This window comes from Enterovirga aerilata (genome assembly GCF_013044135.1).
Classification (GTDB): domain Bacteria; phylum Pseudomonadota; class Alphaproteobacteria; order Rhizobiales; family Beijerinckiaceae; genus Enterovirga; species Enterovirga aerilata.
The window spans coordinates 756632-772820 of sequence record NZ_JABEPP010000002.1 but is presented as its reverse complement, the minus strand read 5'-3'; the positions used below and the strand labels follow the sequence as shown (position 1 = coordinate 772820).

Genomic DNA, 16189 nt, shown 5'->3' with positions numbered 1-16189 from the left:
CGATGCCATCCGGCTTCCCTGCTCGGTGCCGTTGCTCGCGGAAGCCGGCCGCAGCGTCAGTTCCTCTGGCCGATCGGCATGTAGTCGCGCCGGGTCGGGCCCACATAGAGCTGCCGCGGGCGCCCGATCTTCTGGGACGGATCCTCGATCATCTCCATCCACTGCGCGATCCAGCCGACCGTCCGCGCGAGCGCGAAGAGGACGGTGAACATCGAGGTCGGGAAGCCCATCGCCTTCAGGGTGATCCCGGAATAGAAATCGATGTTCGGATAGAGCTTCTTCTCGATGAAGTACTCGTCCTTCAGCGCGATCTGCTCGAGCTCCAGGGCGACGTCGAGCAGCGGATCGTCCTTGATGCCGAGCTCGTTCAGCACCTCGTGCGTGGTCCGCTGCATGATGCGGGCGCGCGGGTCGTAGTTCTTGTAGACGCGGTGGCCGAAGCCCATCAGGCGGAACGGATCGTTCTTGTCCTTGGCGCGGGCGACATACTTGCCGACATTCTCGGGCGTGCCGATCTCGGCGAGCATCTTGAGAGCCGCCTCGTTCGCGCCGCCATGGGCCGGGCCCCACAGGCAGGCGATGCCGGCCGCGATGCAGGCGAAGGGGTTCGCGCCGGAGGAGCCCGCGAGCCGCACCGTCGAGGTCGAGGCGTTCTGCTCGTGATCCGCGTGGAGGATGAAGATCCGGTCGAGCGCGCGCGACAGGACGGGGTTGACCTTGTACTCCTCGCATGGGACCGCGAAGCACATCTTCAGGAAGTTCGACGTGTAGTCGAGCGAGTTGTCCGGATACACGAAGGGCTGGCCGATCGAATACTTGTAGGCCATGGCCGCGAGCGTCGGCATCTTCGCGATCATGCGGATCTGCGCGATCATCCGCTGGGTCTCGTCCGAGATGTCGGTCGAGTCGTGATAGAAGGCCGAGAGCGCGCCGACGGAGGCGACCATGATCGCCATCGGATGCGCATCGCGGCGGAATCCGTTGAAGAAGCGCGTCATCTGGTCGTGCACCATCGTGTGGCGCGTGACGCGGTAGACGAAATCCTCCTTCTGGTTCGCGGTCGGCAGCTCCCCGTAGAGGAGAAGGTAGCAGGTCTCCAGGAAGTCGCCGTGCTCGGCGAGCTGCTCGATCGGGTAGCCGCGATAGAGCAGGATTCCCTGGTCGCCATCGATGAAGGTGATCTTCGATTCGCAGCTCGCCGTGGACGTGAAGCCCGGATCGTACGTGAAGGCGCCGGTCTGCGCGTAGAGCTTCGAAATGTCGATCACGGACGGCCCCAGCGTGCCTTCCTTGACCGGAAACTCGACCGTCTTGTCGTCAAGCGTGACCGTGCTGGTGCTCATCGAGCTCGCCTCTTCATGGGGTCCGGCCTGGAAGAGGCGACGCATCTTCCAGGCCGGGCTAGGCTCTCCGGACGCCGCCTGCTGCGCCGCCGAAGTTCAGGTGACACGCTCGGTATCGGATCGCTCTTGAGCGTTCAAGCAGCCCCTGACGCAACCTGAACGCCCGGTGAAGCGGCCGTGCTCTGGGCATCGAGGCGGGCAAGGCATTCCTCGCGGCCGAGCACCGCCATCACGTCGAAGAGACCGGGGGAGGTCGAGCGGCCGGTGAGCGCCGCGCGGAGGGGCTGCGCCACCTGGCCGAGCTTGCACCCGGTCTCCTCCGCGAAGGCCCGAACGACCTCTTCGAGCCGCGCCTGGCTCCACTCCGCCGCAGCGGCGAGGCGAGGGCGTAGCGCCGCGAGCCGCGCGCGGGCTGCATCGTCGAGCAGCGCCGACGCCTTGGCGTCCAGGGTCAGGGGCGCCGCCGCATAGAGGTAGTAGGCTGCGTCGAGCAGCTCGACGAGGGTCTTCGCCCGCTCCTTCAGGCCGTCCATGGCGGCTTCGAGCTTCGCCCGGACCTCGGGTGCGAAGCGGGGCGGGAGGCCGCGCGCCGGCCCGAGCGACGGCAGGAGATCCTCGAGGCGCTGCACGAGCTCGGCGTTCGAGGCCTGGCGCATGTAGTGACCGTTGAGATTCTCCAGCTTGGCGAAGTCGAACCGGGCGGGGGAACGTCCGATCTGACCGAGGTCGAAGGCTGCGACCATCTCCTCGTCCGAGAAGATCTCCTGGTTGCCGTGGCTCCAGCCGAGGCGGACGAGATAGTTGCGCAGCGCGACCGGCAGGAAGCCGAGATCGCGATAGGCGTCGATCCCGAGCGCGCCGTGGCGCTTGGACAGCTTCGCCCCGTCCGGGCCGTGGATGAGCGGGATATGCGCCCATTGCGGCACGGCCCAGCCCATAGCCTGGTAGATCTGGGTCTGGCGCGCGGCGTTGGTCAGGTGGTCGTCGCCCCGGATGACATGGGTCACGCCCATGTCGTGGTCGTCCACCACGACCGCCAGCATGTAGGTCGGCGTGCCGTCGGACCGCAGCAGGACGAGGTCGTCGAGATCCTTGTTCTGCCAGACGACCCGGCCCTGGACGTGATCCTCGACCACCGTCTCGCCCTCGATCGGGGCCCGCAGGCGGATCACGGGCTTCGCGTCCGCCGGCGCGCTCGCCGGATCCCGGTCGCGCCAGCGCCCGTCGTAGCGCAGCGGCCGGCCCTCGCGGCGCGCCGTCTCCCGCATCTCCTCGAGCTCGGCCTGCGTCGCGAAGCAGCGATAGGCTCGGCCCGAGGCGAGCATGCTCTCGGCGACCTCGCGATGCCGCGCGGCGCGCGCGAACTGGTAGACGACCTCGCCGTCCCAGCTGAGCCCGAGCCAGGACAGGCCGTCGATGATCGCGCGGATCGCGGCCTCCGTGGAGCGCTCGCGGTCGGTGTCCTCGATGCGGAGCAGCATCTTCCCGCCGAAGCGCCGCGCATAGAGCCAGTTGAACAGCGCCGTGCGGGCGCCTCCGATATGCAGGAAGCCCGTGGGGGAAGGCGCGAAACGGGTGACCACCGGATCGGGCATGGCGCTCATCTGTGATGCGGGAGGACGTGCGGCGGCCTCGCCGGGCCGGCGCGAAGGCGGCTCCCTAGCACCGGCGCGCCCCGACGTTAAGCCCGGACGGCTCGCGGTCGACCGCCGCGGCCGCGGGTGGCGCGGCGGGCGGGATCGGCTAGGCTCACGCCGGTCGTTGCCTCAGGTCGCGCGATGCGGGCAGGACGCCAGGAGGACGGTGGAGGTCGGGGCGCCCGCGCCGCTGCCCTGCCGCTCGGCCTTGCGGCGGCCTGGCAGGCGGGGTCGCTGCGGCGCGCCTTCGCGGCCGGCCCGGGTTGGGCGGCGGCGTCCCTCGCCAGGGAAGCGGAAGCCCGCAGGCTCTTCCCCTGGATCGCGGTCGCCTACGGCGCCGGCATAGCGCTCGCCTTCGCGGCCGACGGCCCGCTCTCCGTCTGGCCGCCGCTGGCCGCCGGAGCGGCCTGCGCGGCGGCCGCCGCGCTCTGCCGGTCGCGGCCGGTGGCGCTCGCCGTCCTGATCGGCCTCGCCGCGACCTTCCTCGGCTTCGCCGCCGCGGTGATCCGGACGAACTCCGTCGCGGCCCCGGTTCTGGCTCGGGTCCTTCCGGCCGGCTTCGAGGGTTTCGTCGAGAGCGTGGAGGAGCGGCAGGAGGGGGCGCGGCTCGTCGTCAGGCTGACGAAGCTCGACGCGGCCGAGCAGGCGACCTGGCCGGCGCGGATCCGGGTCGGAACGCGCAAGCGGGAAGCGCTTGCCTCGGGCGATTACGTCGCCGGCGCCGCCCGCCTGCTGCCGCCGCCCGAGGCGGCGCGGCCGGGAGGCTACGATTTCGCCCGCGACGCCTATTTCCGCGGGATCGGCGCGGTCGGTTCCGTGTCGGGAACCTTGCGCCGGATCGAGCCCGCACCGGTCCCGCCTCCGCTCGATCTGCGGCTCGCCGCTGCGGTCGACCATGCCCGGAACCTGCTCACGGCCCGCATCGCCGGCGCGATCGGCGGCCAGGCGGGCGCGGTGGCGGCCGCGCTCGTGACCGGCAAGCGCGGCCTGATCGACGAGCGGACGAACGACGTCCTGCGCGCGGCGGGGATCTACCACGTCGTCTCGATCTCCGGCCTGCACATGATGCTGGCGGCGGGCGTCTTCTTCTCCCTCGCGCGGGCGCTCCTCGCGCTGTCCCCGACCCTCGCGCTGACCTGGCCGATCAAGAAGATCGCCGCGCTCGTCGGGATGGCCGGGGCGACGGCCTATTGCGTGTTCTCGGGTTCGGAGGTCGCGGCCGAGCGCTCGCTCATCATGATCCTCGTGATGCAGGGCGCCATCCTCATCGACCGGCCGGCACTCTCCATGCGCAACCTCGCCATCTCGGCGCTGGTCGTCCTGACGCTCCAGCCGGAAACGCTGCTCGGCCCGAGCCTGCAGATGTCCTACGCGGCCGTGGCCGGGCTCATCGCGCTGGCCGAGTGGAGCCGCCTGCGCAGCGGGAGCGGTGAGGGGACCGATCCTGTCGGCCGGGCGCTCGCCTGGGCCGGAACGCTCGCCGTCGCCACGGTCGCCACCACGCTTGTCGCGACGCTCGCGACCGCACCCTTCTCCGGGTTCCATTTCCAGAACCTGCAGCCCTACGGGCTCCTCGGCAACGCGGCGACGCTGCCGCTCGTCTCCTTCGTGGTGATGCCCTGCGCGGTGCTCGGCACGCTCCTCTACCCGTTCGGCCTCGACCGCCCCGTCTGGGAGGCGATGGGACTGGGCGTGCGGGCCGTCCTGGCGCTGTCGGAGTGGGTCGCCTCGCTCGGCGGCTCGACCGTGACCGTGCCGGCCTTCGGCGAGGGAGCGCTCGTCCTCCTCGTCGTCGCGCTTCTCTGCGCGACGCTCTTCGGCACGGGCCTCCGCTGGCTTGCCCTTGCGCCGGCGGCGTTCGGCCTTCTCGCGGCCTGGAATGCGCCGCGGCAGGATGTCTATGTCGCCCGCGACGGGTCGGGCGCGGCGATCCGCGGCCGCGACGGCCGGCTCGTCGTCGTCGGGCGGATTCCGCCCTTCACGGCCGAGCAATGGCTGAAGGCCGACGGCGATCCCCGCCGCGGCACCGATCCGGGGATCCGCGCCGGCGCCCGCTGCGATCCGATCGGCTGCACCGTTCCTCTGCCGGACGGGCGCGTCGTGTCCTACCTGGAGGACCGGCGCGGCTTCGCCGAGGATTGCCGCCGCGCCGCGATCGTCCTGTCGCGCCTGACGGCCCCCAAGGACTGCGCCGCCGCCCTCGTCATCGACCGCGTGTTCCTGGCCGGCCATGGCGCGACCGCGATCCGGGCAGCCTCCCCGTCCTTCTCCCCGTCCTTCGCCGTCGCGACCTCGCGGCGTCCGGACGAGATCCGGCCCTGGCTGCCGGCGCCGCGCGCCGTCGCGGCACCCGCAGCACGCTCCCCCGGATCCCCGCCGGCTCGTCCTCCTCCGCCCGCTTCGGGCGCGGATCCGGCTCCGGAGCCCGAACTCCCGCCCGCCGAGGCCCCGGACGGCGATCCCGGCCCGTGATCAGTAGCGCCGCACGAGGCTCACGAGCTTGCCCTGGATCTTCACCCGGTCGGGCCCGAGGACGCGCGTCTCGTAGGCCGGGTTCGCGGCTTCGAGCGCGATCGAGGAGCCGCGGCGGCGGAAGCGCTTCAGCGTCGCCTCGTCGTCATCGATCAGCGCGACCACGATGTCTCCGGTATTCGCCGTGTCCTGCCGCTTGATCACCACCGTGTCGCCGTCGAGGATCCCGGCATCGACCATGGAATCCCCCCGCACCTCGAGCGCGTAATGCTCCCCGCCGCCCAGGAATTCGGGCGAGACCGTGATGGAATGCGAGCGGTTCTGGATGGCGCTGATCGGCGTGCCTGCCGCGATCCGGCCCATGACGGGGATCTGCATGGCGCGGCTGTCGGCGATCGGCACGGGCGGGGGTGCGGGAATCCCCTTCTGCTTGCCGAAGCCGCCCTCGACGACGCTCGGGCTGAATTTCGGCCGCGCCATCGGCTCGGGGAGCTTGATCACCTCCAGCGCCCGCGCCCGGTTCGGCAGGCGGCGGATGAAGCCCCGCTCCTCCAGCGCGGTGATGAGCCGATGGATGCCGGACTTCGATTTCAGGTCGAGCGCCTCCTTCATCTCGTCGAAGGAGGGCGGGACCCCGGTCTCGCGGACGCGCTCGTGGATGAAGCGAAGCAGCTCGTTCTGCTTGCGGGTCAGCATCGTCACCTCCGCGCGGGCGCGACTTGCGCTCGAAACAAATCGGGAACAAGGTAGCCGTTCCCGCTGTGTTCCACAAGCGTCGCTTTTCGGCCGATTTCGGTCCTTAACCGGTCGGATCGAGACTGCCCGTCATCCTCGGTCCATGCGATTCGTGACTCATCTCGGCGCCGCTCTGGCGGTCGCCCTTGCGGCTTCCCCGGCCGTCGCCCATCCGCATGTGTGGGTGAAGTCGAAGGCGACGATCCTCTACGACGCGAACGGCCGCATCACCGGCATTCGCCACGGCTGGAGCTTCGACGAAGCCTATTCCGCCTATGCCGTCCAGGGCTTTCCGAAGGGGCCCGACGGCAGGCCCGCGCCGGACAAGATGGCCGAGCTCGCCAAGATCAACATCGAGTCGCTCGCCGAACAGGGCTTCTTCACCAGCGCCAAGGCCAACGGCCAGAAGCTCGGCTTCGCCGAGCCCGTGAACTACGCGACGTCCTTCGACGGCAACGTCCTCACGCTGACCTTCGAGCTGCCGCTGCGCAGCCCGGCCAAGGCGGATCGCGCCTTCACGCTGGAGGTCTACGATCCGACCTTCTTCGTCGACTTCGCGATACCCGAAGGCGAGGACGCGGTGCGGCTCGAGGGCGCGCCGAAGGGCTGCGCGCTGAACGTGACGCGACCGAAGCCGCCCGAGCAGCCGCAATCGGTCTCCGAATCCTTCTTCAACGCGCTCAGCGCCGCCTCGCAATACGGCGCGCAGTTCGCCTCCCGGGTGCTCGTGGCATGTCCGTGAATTCGGCCGCCGCCCCGGCCGCCCCGCCCGTGCTTCCCCGGGCGGCCCGCCGCCTTCTTGTCGCCGCGGTGGCGGTCGCAGCGGTGGCCGCGCTCATCGGCCTCCTCGGACTTCTCGTCGGAGGCGATGCGCCTGCCGCGCCGCCGCCCAAGAACCCGTTCGGGACGGGCATTCGCGAGCCTGCGCCTGCCGCGACGGGCCTCGGCGGCTGGATCCTGGCGGTGCAATCGGAGTTCTACCGCTCCCTCACGGGCGCGCTGTCGGCCATGAAGCGCGACGGCGCGGCGTTCTGGAGCCTCGCGTTCGTGGGCTTCCTCTACGGCGTCTTCCACGCCGCCGGCCCGGGCCACGGCAAGGGCGTCATCTCCGGCTACATTCTGGCCACGAAGCGCACCCTCCTTCGCGGCGTCGGGCTCAGCTTCGCCGCCGCCTTCGTGCAGGCGGCGGTCGCGATCGGGCTGGTCGCGGTGATGGCGGCGGTGCTGCAGGCGAGCTCGGCCTCCATCAACGCGGCGGCGAGCGTCGTCGAGATCGCGAGCTTTGCGGCGCTTCTGCTCGTCGGGCTTGCGCTGCTGTGGCGGAAGACGGCCGGAATCGTTGCCGCACCGGAGCCTGCGCATGCGGGGCATGGGCACCATCACCACCTTGGCGGACACGAGCACCATGCCCACGCTCACCACCATCAGCATGGCGAAACCTGCGGCTGCGGGCATTCGCATGGTCCCTCCGCAGCCCAGGTCGAGAAGCTGACCGGCTGGCGCGAAAGCGCCGGAATCGTGCTGGCGGCCGGCATCCGGCCCTGCTCGGGCGCGATCATCCTCCTCGTTTTCGCGCTGTCGCAGGGATTGTTCTGGGCTGGGATCGCGGCCACGCTCGCCATGGCGCTCGGTACCGCGATCACCACCGGCGCGCTTGCCGCGCTCGCGGTCCTGGCCAAGGGCGTCGCGCTTCGGCTCGCCGGCGGGCGAGGGGAGGCGGGCGCGCGGGCGGTCGCCTGGCTCGAGGTGCTCGCGGCGGCCTTCGTCGCCGTGCTCGGCGGCGCTCTGCTGCTCGGGATGTGGGGCGCAGCCGCCGTCGCGAGCTGACTTACTCGGCCGGGACCGCCTTTGCGTCCCAGAGTTCGGGCCGCAACTCCTCCGGGCGGTGCGGGAAGAGCAGGGCGCAGCCAAGCGTGACCAGCGCCACCGCCGCGAGGACGAGCGTGACGGCCGTGAGGTTCCCGGTCCGCTCGTGCAGGAAGGCGACGAGCGGCGCCGCCGCCGCGGCGCCGAGGAAGCCCACGAAGAAGCGCACCGAATACATCTTGGCGCGCAGCGCAGGCGAAATGTAGCGCGCCGTCATCGTTTCGTTGACGGTCACCTGGCCGAAGATCGTCGCCGCACAGAGCGCAGCAAGCGGCAGGACGAGCCAACCTTGCGCGAACGAAAGCGCTGCGAGCGCCGGGCCGAGGAGCAGCGCCATCGGCATGAAGAGGCGGCGGAGCGTCGTCCGGTCGATGAGGCGGCCGACGCTGAACTGCGTGGCCGCGCCGCAGATTGTGACCAGGAAGGCGAGCGTCCCGATGAGCGGCAGCAGCGTCGCGTCGCCCGCGAGCCGCTCCTCCATCAGCTTCGGCAGGAGGAGCGTGAAGGCGTTGAAGACCAGGCCCGATACGACCGCGACCGAGAGCAGCACGACGACGGCCCGCCGCACCAGAAAGGGCGGAATGGCCGGGAAAGGCCGGGAGGCGAAATGCGCCGCCTGGTCGGGCGCCTTCTCGCGCCACCAGAGCAGCCCGAGCACGATGCCGAACAGGCCCGGCACGATGAAGGCGCTGCGCCAGCCGTAATGGCCGGCGAGGAAGGCCGTGACGATCGGCGCGGAGGCGACGCCGAAATTCCCGAAGACGCCGTTCACCCCGATCGACTTGCCGGGCGTGGCGCCCGCCGCCTCGACGAGCATGGCGGTTCCGATCGGGTGGTAGATCGCCGCGAACAGGCCCGCGCAGCCGAGCGCGGTCGCGAGCCCGACCGGCGACGAGACGAGCCCGGCCGCGATCAGCGAGGCTCCGGTGCCGAGGCAGAAGGCGATCATCAGCGCCTTGCGGCCGATCCGGGCGGCGAGCCAGCCCTGCGGCAGCGACCCGACGCCGTAGAGGACGAACATCGCGGTCGCGAGCGCCAGGACCGGACCGTATTCCGAGCCGAACTCGCCGCCCGGCCGCGCCATCACGAGGACCGCCGTCGGCAGGATCAGCAGGCTGTAATGGGTCAGGAAATGCGCCGCGTTGATGAAGGCGATCTGCCGGCCTGCTTGCGAGGACATCGGATGCGCTTCCTCCGGGCGGCCAAGGCCGCTTTCCGGCCCGTCTAGCCTGTCCGGCGACGTCGCGCCACGCGCTCAGATGCGGGGCGGCTCTGCATCGCCCTCCGTCCGGCCCTCGAGGATGCGCTCGACATAGACCCGGCGCACGACGACGATGGCGACCGCGAGCAGCGGGGTCGCGACGAGCACGCCCGGCACGCCGAAGAGCTGGCCCATCCCGAACAGGACCACGATGAGCAGGACCGGCGGGATCTCGACCTGCGACTTCTGGATGAGCGGCTGGAGGATGTTGTTCTCGCTCTGCTGGACCACGATGAAGAGGCCGATCGTCCAGAGCACGAGGGTCGGGTCGGTCCCGAGCGCCACGAGGATGGCGGTCCCGGCCGACAGGATCGGGCCGAGATAGGGGATGAACTCGACGAGCCCGGCGAAGAGGCCGAGCGCCAGCGCATAGGGGACGCCGATCGCCCAGAGCCCGACGCCGACCGCGACGCCGATCACGAGCATGAGGATGAGCTGGGCGCCGAGCCAGTTCAGGATCGTCCGGTCCAGCTCGTCGAGCAGGCGCTCGGTGAAGGGCCGGTGCCGGAGCGGAACCAGGCGGACGAAGCCGCGCCTGTACAGGCCCGGATCCAGCGCGAGGAACAGCGCGCCGACGAGCGCCAGGCCCGCATAGCCCAGCGCGGCCGAGATCGCCCCGACGATGCGGCCCGCCTGGCCGACCGTGTCGCCCGGGCTCGGCAGGCTGAGCCCGGAGCTCACCTGCTGCCAGAGCGATTGCAGCCACGGGGTCTGGCCGATGCGCTGCTCGAGTGCCTGCGCGGCTGCCGGAAGGCGCTGCACGAGCTGTCGCGCCTGGTCGGCGATCGTGGGCGCGACGAGCACCGCGGCGCCGACCGCGAGCAGGACGAGCAGGGCCGCGACGAGAAGAACGCCCCAATGCGGGGCCATGCCGGTCCAGCGATGCACGATGTCGCCGAGCGAGCGCAGCACAATCGCGAGGAGGACGGCCAGGAAGGTGATCAGCAGGAGCGTCCGGAGCGCCCAGGCGGCCGCGAAAAGCGCGGCCATGCCGAGCACCACGAAGGCAGCGAAGGCAACATGGCGGCGGAAGCCGCCCTGGCTGGGGATCGGGTCTGGGAGCTCGGCCATGGCGCTGCAATTCGCACGGGGGAAGAGCGTTCCACTACTCCGCCTATCCGAATGTTGCGCCGCGATCTCAGCCCTTGGTGGCCCCGGCCGTGAGCCCCGCGATGTAGTAGTCCATGAGGAAGGCGTAGATCACGAGCGGCGGCGCGGCGCCGAGCAGCGCGCCCGCCATGATCTGCCCCCAGTTGAACACGTCCGCCTTGATCAGGGTCGTCGCGATCCCGACCGAAAGGACGAGCTGGTCCTGGGAGGTCGTGAAGGCGAGAGGATAGAGGAACTGCGCCCAGGACACCGTGAAGGCGAAGATCGTGGCCGCGATGATGCCCGGCAGCGCGACGGGTACGAAGATCCTGAGCAGCGTCTGCGTCCAGGACGCGCCGTCGATCAGGGCCGCCTCGTCGAGCTCCTTCGGGATGGAGGCGAAGTACCCGATCATGATCCAGGTGCAGAAGGGCACGGTCAGCGTCGGATAGACGAGGAGCAGCACGTACCAGTGGTTGATGAGCTCGATCCCGGTCCAGTCGCGGAAGGTCGCGAACATCTTGAAGAGCGGGATGAAGAGCAGCGTCTCGGGGACGAGATAGGTCAGGAAGACGCCCGTCGCGAGGACGGAGGAGCCCCAGAACTTCATGCGCGAGAGCGCGAAGGCGGCCGGCACGCTGATGAGCATCGTGATGATGACGACCAGCACCGACACGATCGCGGAGTTCTTGAAGAAGGTGAGGAAGAGCGGCGAGGAGAGGAGTTCGGCGAAGTTCGCCAGCGTCGGGTTGAACACCCACCAGGGGTTCGTGGCCGCCGAGATCTCGTTGGAATGCTTCAGCGAGGTCAGCAGCATGTAGAAGGGCGGGACGAGCGCGAAGACGACGAACAGGCAGAGGAAGAAATAGGCCCAGCGCACCGCCCAGCGCCGGTCCTGGCCGGCCATGTGGGACGACGAGGTGTCGATCGCGGGAGGGGCCGGGAGCGCTGCTGCCGTCGCCATCACATCCGCTCCGCGCGCTTGTTGACGTCCCGCAGGATGAACACCGCCGCGACCGCCAGGATCGGCAGCATGAAGAGCGATACCGAGGCGCCGAGCGGGATGTCGCCGCCCTGGATGCCGAGGCGGAACGCCCAGGTCGCGAAGACATGCGTCCTGTCGATGGGCCCGCCGGCGGTCAGGATCCAGACGATGTCGAAATTGGCGAAGGTGACGATCAGCGAGAACAGGGTCGTGATCGCGATGATGTTGCGCATCATCGGCAGCGTGATGAACCAGAGCCGCTGCCAGAAGGTCGCCCCGTCGATGGCCGCGACCTCGTAGAGCTCCGCCGGGACCGATTTCAGCGCCGCCAGGTACATGATCATGAAGAAGGGCGCGCCGTACCAGATATTGACCAGGATCACCGAGAAGCGCGCCCACATGGCGTCGCCCGTCCAGGGGATCGGGCCGATCCCGAGCCCGCCCAGCACGTAGTTGAAGGCGCTGTAGGAGGGGTCGAAGAGCCAGAGCCAGGCGAGCGTCGAGAGAGCCGGCGGGATGACCCAGGGCACGAGCAGCATGCCGCGCCACTTCCGCTGCCCCTTCTCCGGGATGGCATGCACCAGATGGGCGACGACGAACCCGATCAGCGCCTTGAAGATGACGGCGCTGACCGCGAAGATGCAGGACTGCTTCACCACCATCCAGAAGGTTTCGCGGGTGAAGAGGAAGGTGAAGTTCGACAGTCCGATGAAGCGGTCCATCCGCTTGTTCAGCGTGGCGAGATGCATCGCGTAGAAGGCGGGATAGACCACCATCACGCTGACCAGGATCAGGAGCGGCAGCGTGAACAGGAAGGCGACCGTCGAACGCTGGCGCATGAAGACGCGGAGCCGCGAGCGGCTCCGCGCAGGGGCGGCGAACGTGGCCGGTTGTCGTACCGCGATCTCGGACATTGAACGATCCAGCTGCCGCCGACGGCACGGCGGTTCAGACATCCGCTCACCCCGGCGCAAGCCGGGGTCCACACACAGGGTCGAGGCTGGGTCCCGGCTTCCGCCGGGATGACCGAGGGGGTGCTATCCCCGCATGAAGCCCTCGACCTCGTTCTCGGCCCAGGCGAGCGTCGCCTCGAGCCTCTCGCCGCCGAGATTGCGGGCGACCATCTTGGTCATGACCGCCTGGTTGTAGATCTGGTTGGCGATGTTCGGCGGGGCGGGGGCCGCCGCGATCGAGAGCGTCTGGTGGTTGTGCGGGTTCGGGTAGTGGTAGAGCGTGCCCCTGGGCGGCTCGGCCTCGGCCCAGGTCTTGAGCGTGGTGAGCTTCTCCCAGGCCGGCAGGTCGTAGCCCGCGCTCACCTCGACCATCTTGGCGATGGCCTCGTGCGTGGAGAGGGCGACGAGCAGGCTCTTCGCCGCGCTCTTGTTCCGCGAGAAGGACCAGATGCCCCAGAGATAGGGAAGGTAGGGCGCGAAGCGGCCTTTCGGTCCGGCCGGCATGCCGTGCGTCCAGCACTGCCTGGCGATGTCCGGCGCGTCGCGCTTGGCCACCGCCCAGGCGCTCGGCGGGTTGCAGACCAGGGCGCCGCGGCCGGAGACGAGCCACTTGTTGTTCGAGGCGTCGTCCCAGGCGGGCGCGTCCGGCGGCAGGAAGGCCGCGAGCTTGCGCAGGTATTCCATCGTCTGCCGCACGGCATCCGACTTCACGGTGATCTTCCCGTCCTTGTCGACGAGCTCGGCCCCGAAGGACTGGAAGAACGCCCCGATCGTGTCCACCGAATCGGTCGTCTGGCCGAGCCCGATCCCGAAGGGCACGCCCGCCTTGTGGCACGCCTCCGCCGCCTTGAGGAACGTGTCCATGTTCCAGTTCTCGGCCTTGGGCGGCTGCCCGGCCGGGTACATGGCGACCACGTCGATGCCGGCATGCTGCTTCATCAGGTCGATGCGCGAGCAGGGGCCCTTGATCTGGCTGCCCGGCGTCGAAGGCACGGCCATCCAGCGGCCCTTCACCTTCGCCAGGTAGTCGACCGTGCCGTTCACGTTGCCGTTCTGCCTGATGAGCTCGGGCATGATGTCGTCGACGGCTTCGAGCTGGCCCGCATGCTCGTGGACGTACCAGGTCGGGAAGGCGAAGATGTCGTGCCCGGATTTCGCCTGCGCCTCGGCCGCGATCGTCAGCAGGTTCTTGTTCCCCTGCGACGTGATGAAATCCATCTTGAGGTCGACCTTCTCCTTCTCGGCCCAGGCCCGTGCCACCTCCTCGGTGGCCTTGTTGGCGCCCGGCACCCAGTGATCCCAGAAGGCGACCGACAGGCTGCCCGCCGCATGCGCGCCGCGCACGAAGGGCGCCGCCACGAAGGCGGCGGAGGCCGCGCTCGTCTCGAGGAACCGTCGCCGCGTGACCTTTCCATTCGCCATTGGTGTCCCTCCCGAAATCGTTGTGATCGTTGGCTGATCGGACGTTCCCGCAGCGCCGGTCGGGCGTGATCGGCGCGTGTTCCGGCTTCCCGCAAGACCTCCGGCTGTTCCGCACCGTCAATCTTGTGACGATATTTCGGCATACGCAACAGAGACTTCGGTTAAGTCAGCATTGCTGACCGATGATGCCGTGCAGCAATGCATTTCGCCAGAAATCGCGACAATCTATGCTGCGTTTGCGAAGCGCTGGTCCAGCCGCTACGCTCGCAGCCGGCGCCCGCGGCCGGGGCGGCAGCAAGAGGGGAGGGCGTGATGGCGGCTCATGAAGGCGAGTTCACCTGGTATGAGCTGATGACGACCGATCTCCCGGCCGCGCAGCGATTCTATACGGCGGCGATGGGCTGGGAGGTTCAGGACGTCTCCCGGCCGGAGATGGCCTACATCCTGTTCAGCGCGTCGGGCGTGCCCGCCTGCGGGCTCATGGACGTGCCAGAGCCCGGCATCCCGCCCGGCTTCTTCGGCTATGTCGCGACGGACGACGTCGAGCGTACGACGGAAAAGGCCAGGGCGCTCGGGGCCACGATCCACAAGGAGCCGACGGACGTCCCGGGCGTGGGCAGCTTCGCCGTCCTGAGCGACCCTCAGGGCGCCGCCTTCGGCCTGCATCAATGGTCGGATGCCGCGACGGCGCCCGGCCCGGCCCTGATGAGTCCCGGCCGGATGAGCTGGCACGAGATCATGACGACCGACTGGGAGGCCGCTTTCGGCTTCTACGGCGAGCTGTTCGGCTGGCAGAAGTCCGACGCGATCGACATGGGCCCGATGGGCACCTACCAGCTCTTCACCGGCCCGGGCGGGGGCGACGCCGTCGGCGGGATGTTCAACAAGCCCCCGCAGATCCCGCAGCCTTTCTGGCTCTACTATGTCGCCGTCCCGGCGATCGCCCCTGCCGTCGAGAGGATCCGCGCCGGGGGCGGGCAGATCATCAACGGACCCATGGAGGTGCCGGGCGGCGCCTGGATCGTGCAGGGAATCGACCCGCAGGGGGCGATGTTCGCGCTGGTCGGTATGCGCCCGTAGCCGTGCCCGGACCTCCGGGCCCGGGCCTGCCGAGGCTGGACGTTGGCGACGGAGCTAGGATTTCAGGCGCGCCGTCGAGGACGCGCTCTGGGCGCCGCCGCCGGACGCGGAGGGGATCGTCTTCGGCCCCTTGTCGAAGCTCCACTTCGTCCCGTTCAGTATCAACTTGTTGAAGACGAGCGTGACATTGCCGCTCGAGACCTGAGAGGACGAATTGAAGGTGACGTTCCGGCTCGGCAGATAGACGAGCCCGGTCCAGTCGAAGCCCTGCGACTGGTTGAAGATGAAGTCGCTCTTGGAGAGGTTCGGAGCCTCGAAGAACAGGATCCCGGCATAGGTCCCCGTCGTCGGCGCCGTGAGGGTGGTCTTCACGCCCGAATTGAACTGGAACTTCGAGCCCGAATCCGCGAAGTAGAACGTGACGCCGGCCCCGCCCGTGCAGGTGGGGCATGCCCAGACGCCGCCATTGGCGTTCCAGGTACCGTTCCGGATGATATAGAGACCCGGCAAGAAATTCACGTTCGTCGTGCTGTTGAACGTGATGTTGCAGTAAATTCCCGGGGACAGAGAGACCGTACCGCCGTTGTAGTTGGTCGATATGCAATTTCCCGAGGTATTTGGCACCGGCAGCTTGCCCGCGAACGGGTCGGACGCGGTCGCGCAATTCGTCTGCAGGTTCGGAATGGTGATCGAGTTCTGGGTCACCCTGGCGCCCTGGACGCAGACTTTCTCGAAATTGAAGGTGCTTCCCGAGTTGAACATCGCGGCCGGGTTGGCGGTCGACTTGATGTCGATCTGACAGTTGGGCGCATTGATGTTGGCCCCGCTGTTCAAGGTCAGGCCCTGCTCGTTGGACGCCAGCACGAGGACGCAGACCGCACCCGGGGCGGGTTCCGCCTTCACGGCCGTCGCCGAGACCTCGACCGGGATTGCCGACCGCCCGACCACCTGCAGGAACTGGGCCGAGACCAGGCCTTGGACCGTTCCGGTGAAGCTTCCGTCGGCGTTGGTGGAGAAGTTCGGCACAGGCGTGGCCTGACCGTAGATGTCGGCGAAGATCTTGGTCGCGAGCGCCGTTCGCGATCCTGCCTCGGCCTCAACGCCCCTCAGAACGGCGGCATCGATCGCGGCCTGAAGCCGCGTCTGTTCGGACGCGGCTCGCGAGTAGTCGACCGCGGAGCCAACGGCGGCAAGCGTGGGAAGCAGCGCCAGAGCGAAAATGACGGCTATGTTGCCGCGGGCGTCGCCCAGGAATCTTACGATGTTCGAAGCAAGCCGCATCTGCTGGCCCTCCTGCCTGCCCGGTTTACGTAGGTCATGTTGAGATCTGGTCTCCGGTTTGATTA

General features: G+C 69.0%; 13 protein-coding genes. 4 read left to right on the top strand and 9 right to left on the bottom strand.

All coding sequences use genetic code 11. The features are described from left to right. Positions 1-56: 56 nt before the first annotated feature. On the bottom strand, positions 57-1343 hold the full coding sequence (gene gltA / locus HJG44_RS09015; protein ID WP_171217987.1) for a citrate synthase: 1287 nt from the start codon (positions 1341-1343) through the stop codon (positions 57-59). A gap of 134 nt (positions 1344-1477) precedes the next feature. Beyond that, positions 1478-2938: a glutamate--tRNA ligase gene (gene gltX / locus HJG44_RS09010; RefSeq protein WP_171218218.1), complete on the bottom strand. Its 1461-nt coding sequence runs from the start codon at positions 2936-2938 to the stop codon at positions 1478-1480. 183 nt (positions 2939-3121) lie between these two features. On the opposite strand from gltX, the gene HJG44_RS09005 reads away from it, so the two are divergent. Next, positions 3122-5452 carry a ComEC/Rec2 family competence protein gene (locus tag HJG44_RS09005; RefSeq protein WP_171217986.1) on the top strand — a complete coding sequence of 777 codons (2331 nt, stop codon included), beginning with the start codon at positions 3122-3124 and terminating at the stop codon, positions 5450-5452. On the opposite strand, the gene lexA is transcribed toward HJG44_RS09005, so the two are convergent. Further along, positions 5453-6148 (bottom strand): transcriptional repressor LexA, encoded by a 696-nt coding sequence (gene lexA, locus HJG44_RS09000; RefSeq protein WP_171217985.1) that lies wholly within the window; start codon positions 6146-6148, stop codon positions 5453-5455. A 142-nt stretch (positions 6149-6290) separates the two neighbouring features. On the opposite strand from lexA, the gene HJG44_RS08995 reads away from it, so the two are divergent. Then, entirely contained in the window at positions 6291-6929 is a 639-nt protein-coding gene (locus HJG44_RS08995; RefSeq protein WP_171217984.1) for a DUF1007 family protein, read from the top strand. After that, positions 6920-8014 (top strand): nickel/cobalt transporter, encoded by a 1095-nt coding sequence (locus HJG44_RS08990; protein ID WP_171217983.1) that lies wholly within the window; start codon positions 6920-6922, stop codon positions 8012-8014. Before HJG44_RS08995 ends, HJG44_RS08990 begins: the two co-directional genes overlap by 10 nt. 1 nt (position 8015) lies before the next feature. On the opposite strand, the gene HJG44_RS08985 is transcribed toward HJG44_RS08990, so the two are convergent. The 5 genes from HJG44_RS08985 to HJG44_RS08965 all read right to left on the bottom strand — a co-directional run bounded on the left by HJG44_RS08985 (position 8016) and on the right by HJG44_RS08965 (position 13763). Beyond that, positions 8016-9233 carry an MFS transporter gene (locus HJG44_RS08985; RefSeq protein WP_171217982.1) on the bottom strand — a complete coding sequence of 406 codons (1218 nt, stop codon included), beginning with the start codon at positions 9231-9233 and terminating at the stop codon, positions 8016-8018. 75 nt (positions 9234-9308) lie between these two features. After that, positions 9309-10385 carry an AI-2E family transporter gene (locus tag HJG44_RS08980; RefSeq protein WP_171217981.1) on the bottom strand — a complete coding sequence of 359 codons (1077 nt, stop codon included), beginning with the start codon at positions 10383-10385 and terminating at the stop codon, positions 9309-9311. Positions 10386-10452: 67 nt separating this feature from the next. Further along, positions 10453-11310: a carbohydrate ABC transporter permease gene (locus HJG44_RS08975; RefSeq protein ID WP_430395053.1), complete on the bottom strand. Its 858-nt coding sequence runs from the start codon at positions 11308-11310 to the stop codon at positions 10453-10455. Between the two features lie 56 nt (positions 11311-11366). Beyond that, positions 11367-12302: a carbohydrate ABC transporter permease gene (locus HJG44_RS08970; protein ID WP_171217979.1), complete on the bottom strand. Its 936-nt coding sequence runs from the start codon at positions 12300-12302 to the stop codon at positions 11367-11369. Positions 12303-12425: 123 nt separating this feature from the next. Further along, the gene (locus HJG44_RS08965) at positions 12426-13763 is read right to left on the bottom strand and encodes an ABC transporter substrate-binding protein (RefSeq protein WP_171217978.1); all 1338 of its coding nucleotides are present in this window, start codon (positions 13761-13763) and stop codon (positions 12426-12428) included. A gap of 312 nt (positions 13764-14075) precedes the next feature. Between HJG44_RS08965 and HJG44_RS08960 the strand changes: the two genes are divergently transcribed. Further along, complete coding sequence (locus HJG44_RS08960) at positions 14076-14843, top strand: VOC family protein (protein ID WP_246736119.1); 768 nt, start codon at positions 14076-14078, stop codon at positions 14841-14843. Between the two features lie 54 nt (positions 14844-14897). Here the strand turns inward: HJG44_RS08960 and HJG44_RS08955 are convergent, their stop codons facing one another. Beyond that, positions 14898-16124: a pilus assembly protein TadG-related protein gene (locus tag HJG44_RS08955; protein ID WP_171217977.1), complete on the bottom strand. Its 1227-nt coding sequence runs from the start codon at positions 16122-16124 to the stop codon at positions 14898-14900. Between the last annotated feature and the right edge of the window lie 65 nt (positions 16125-16189).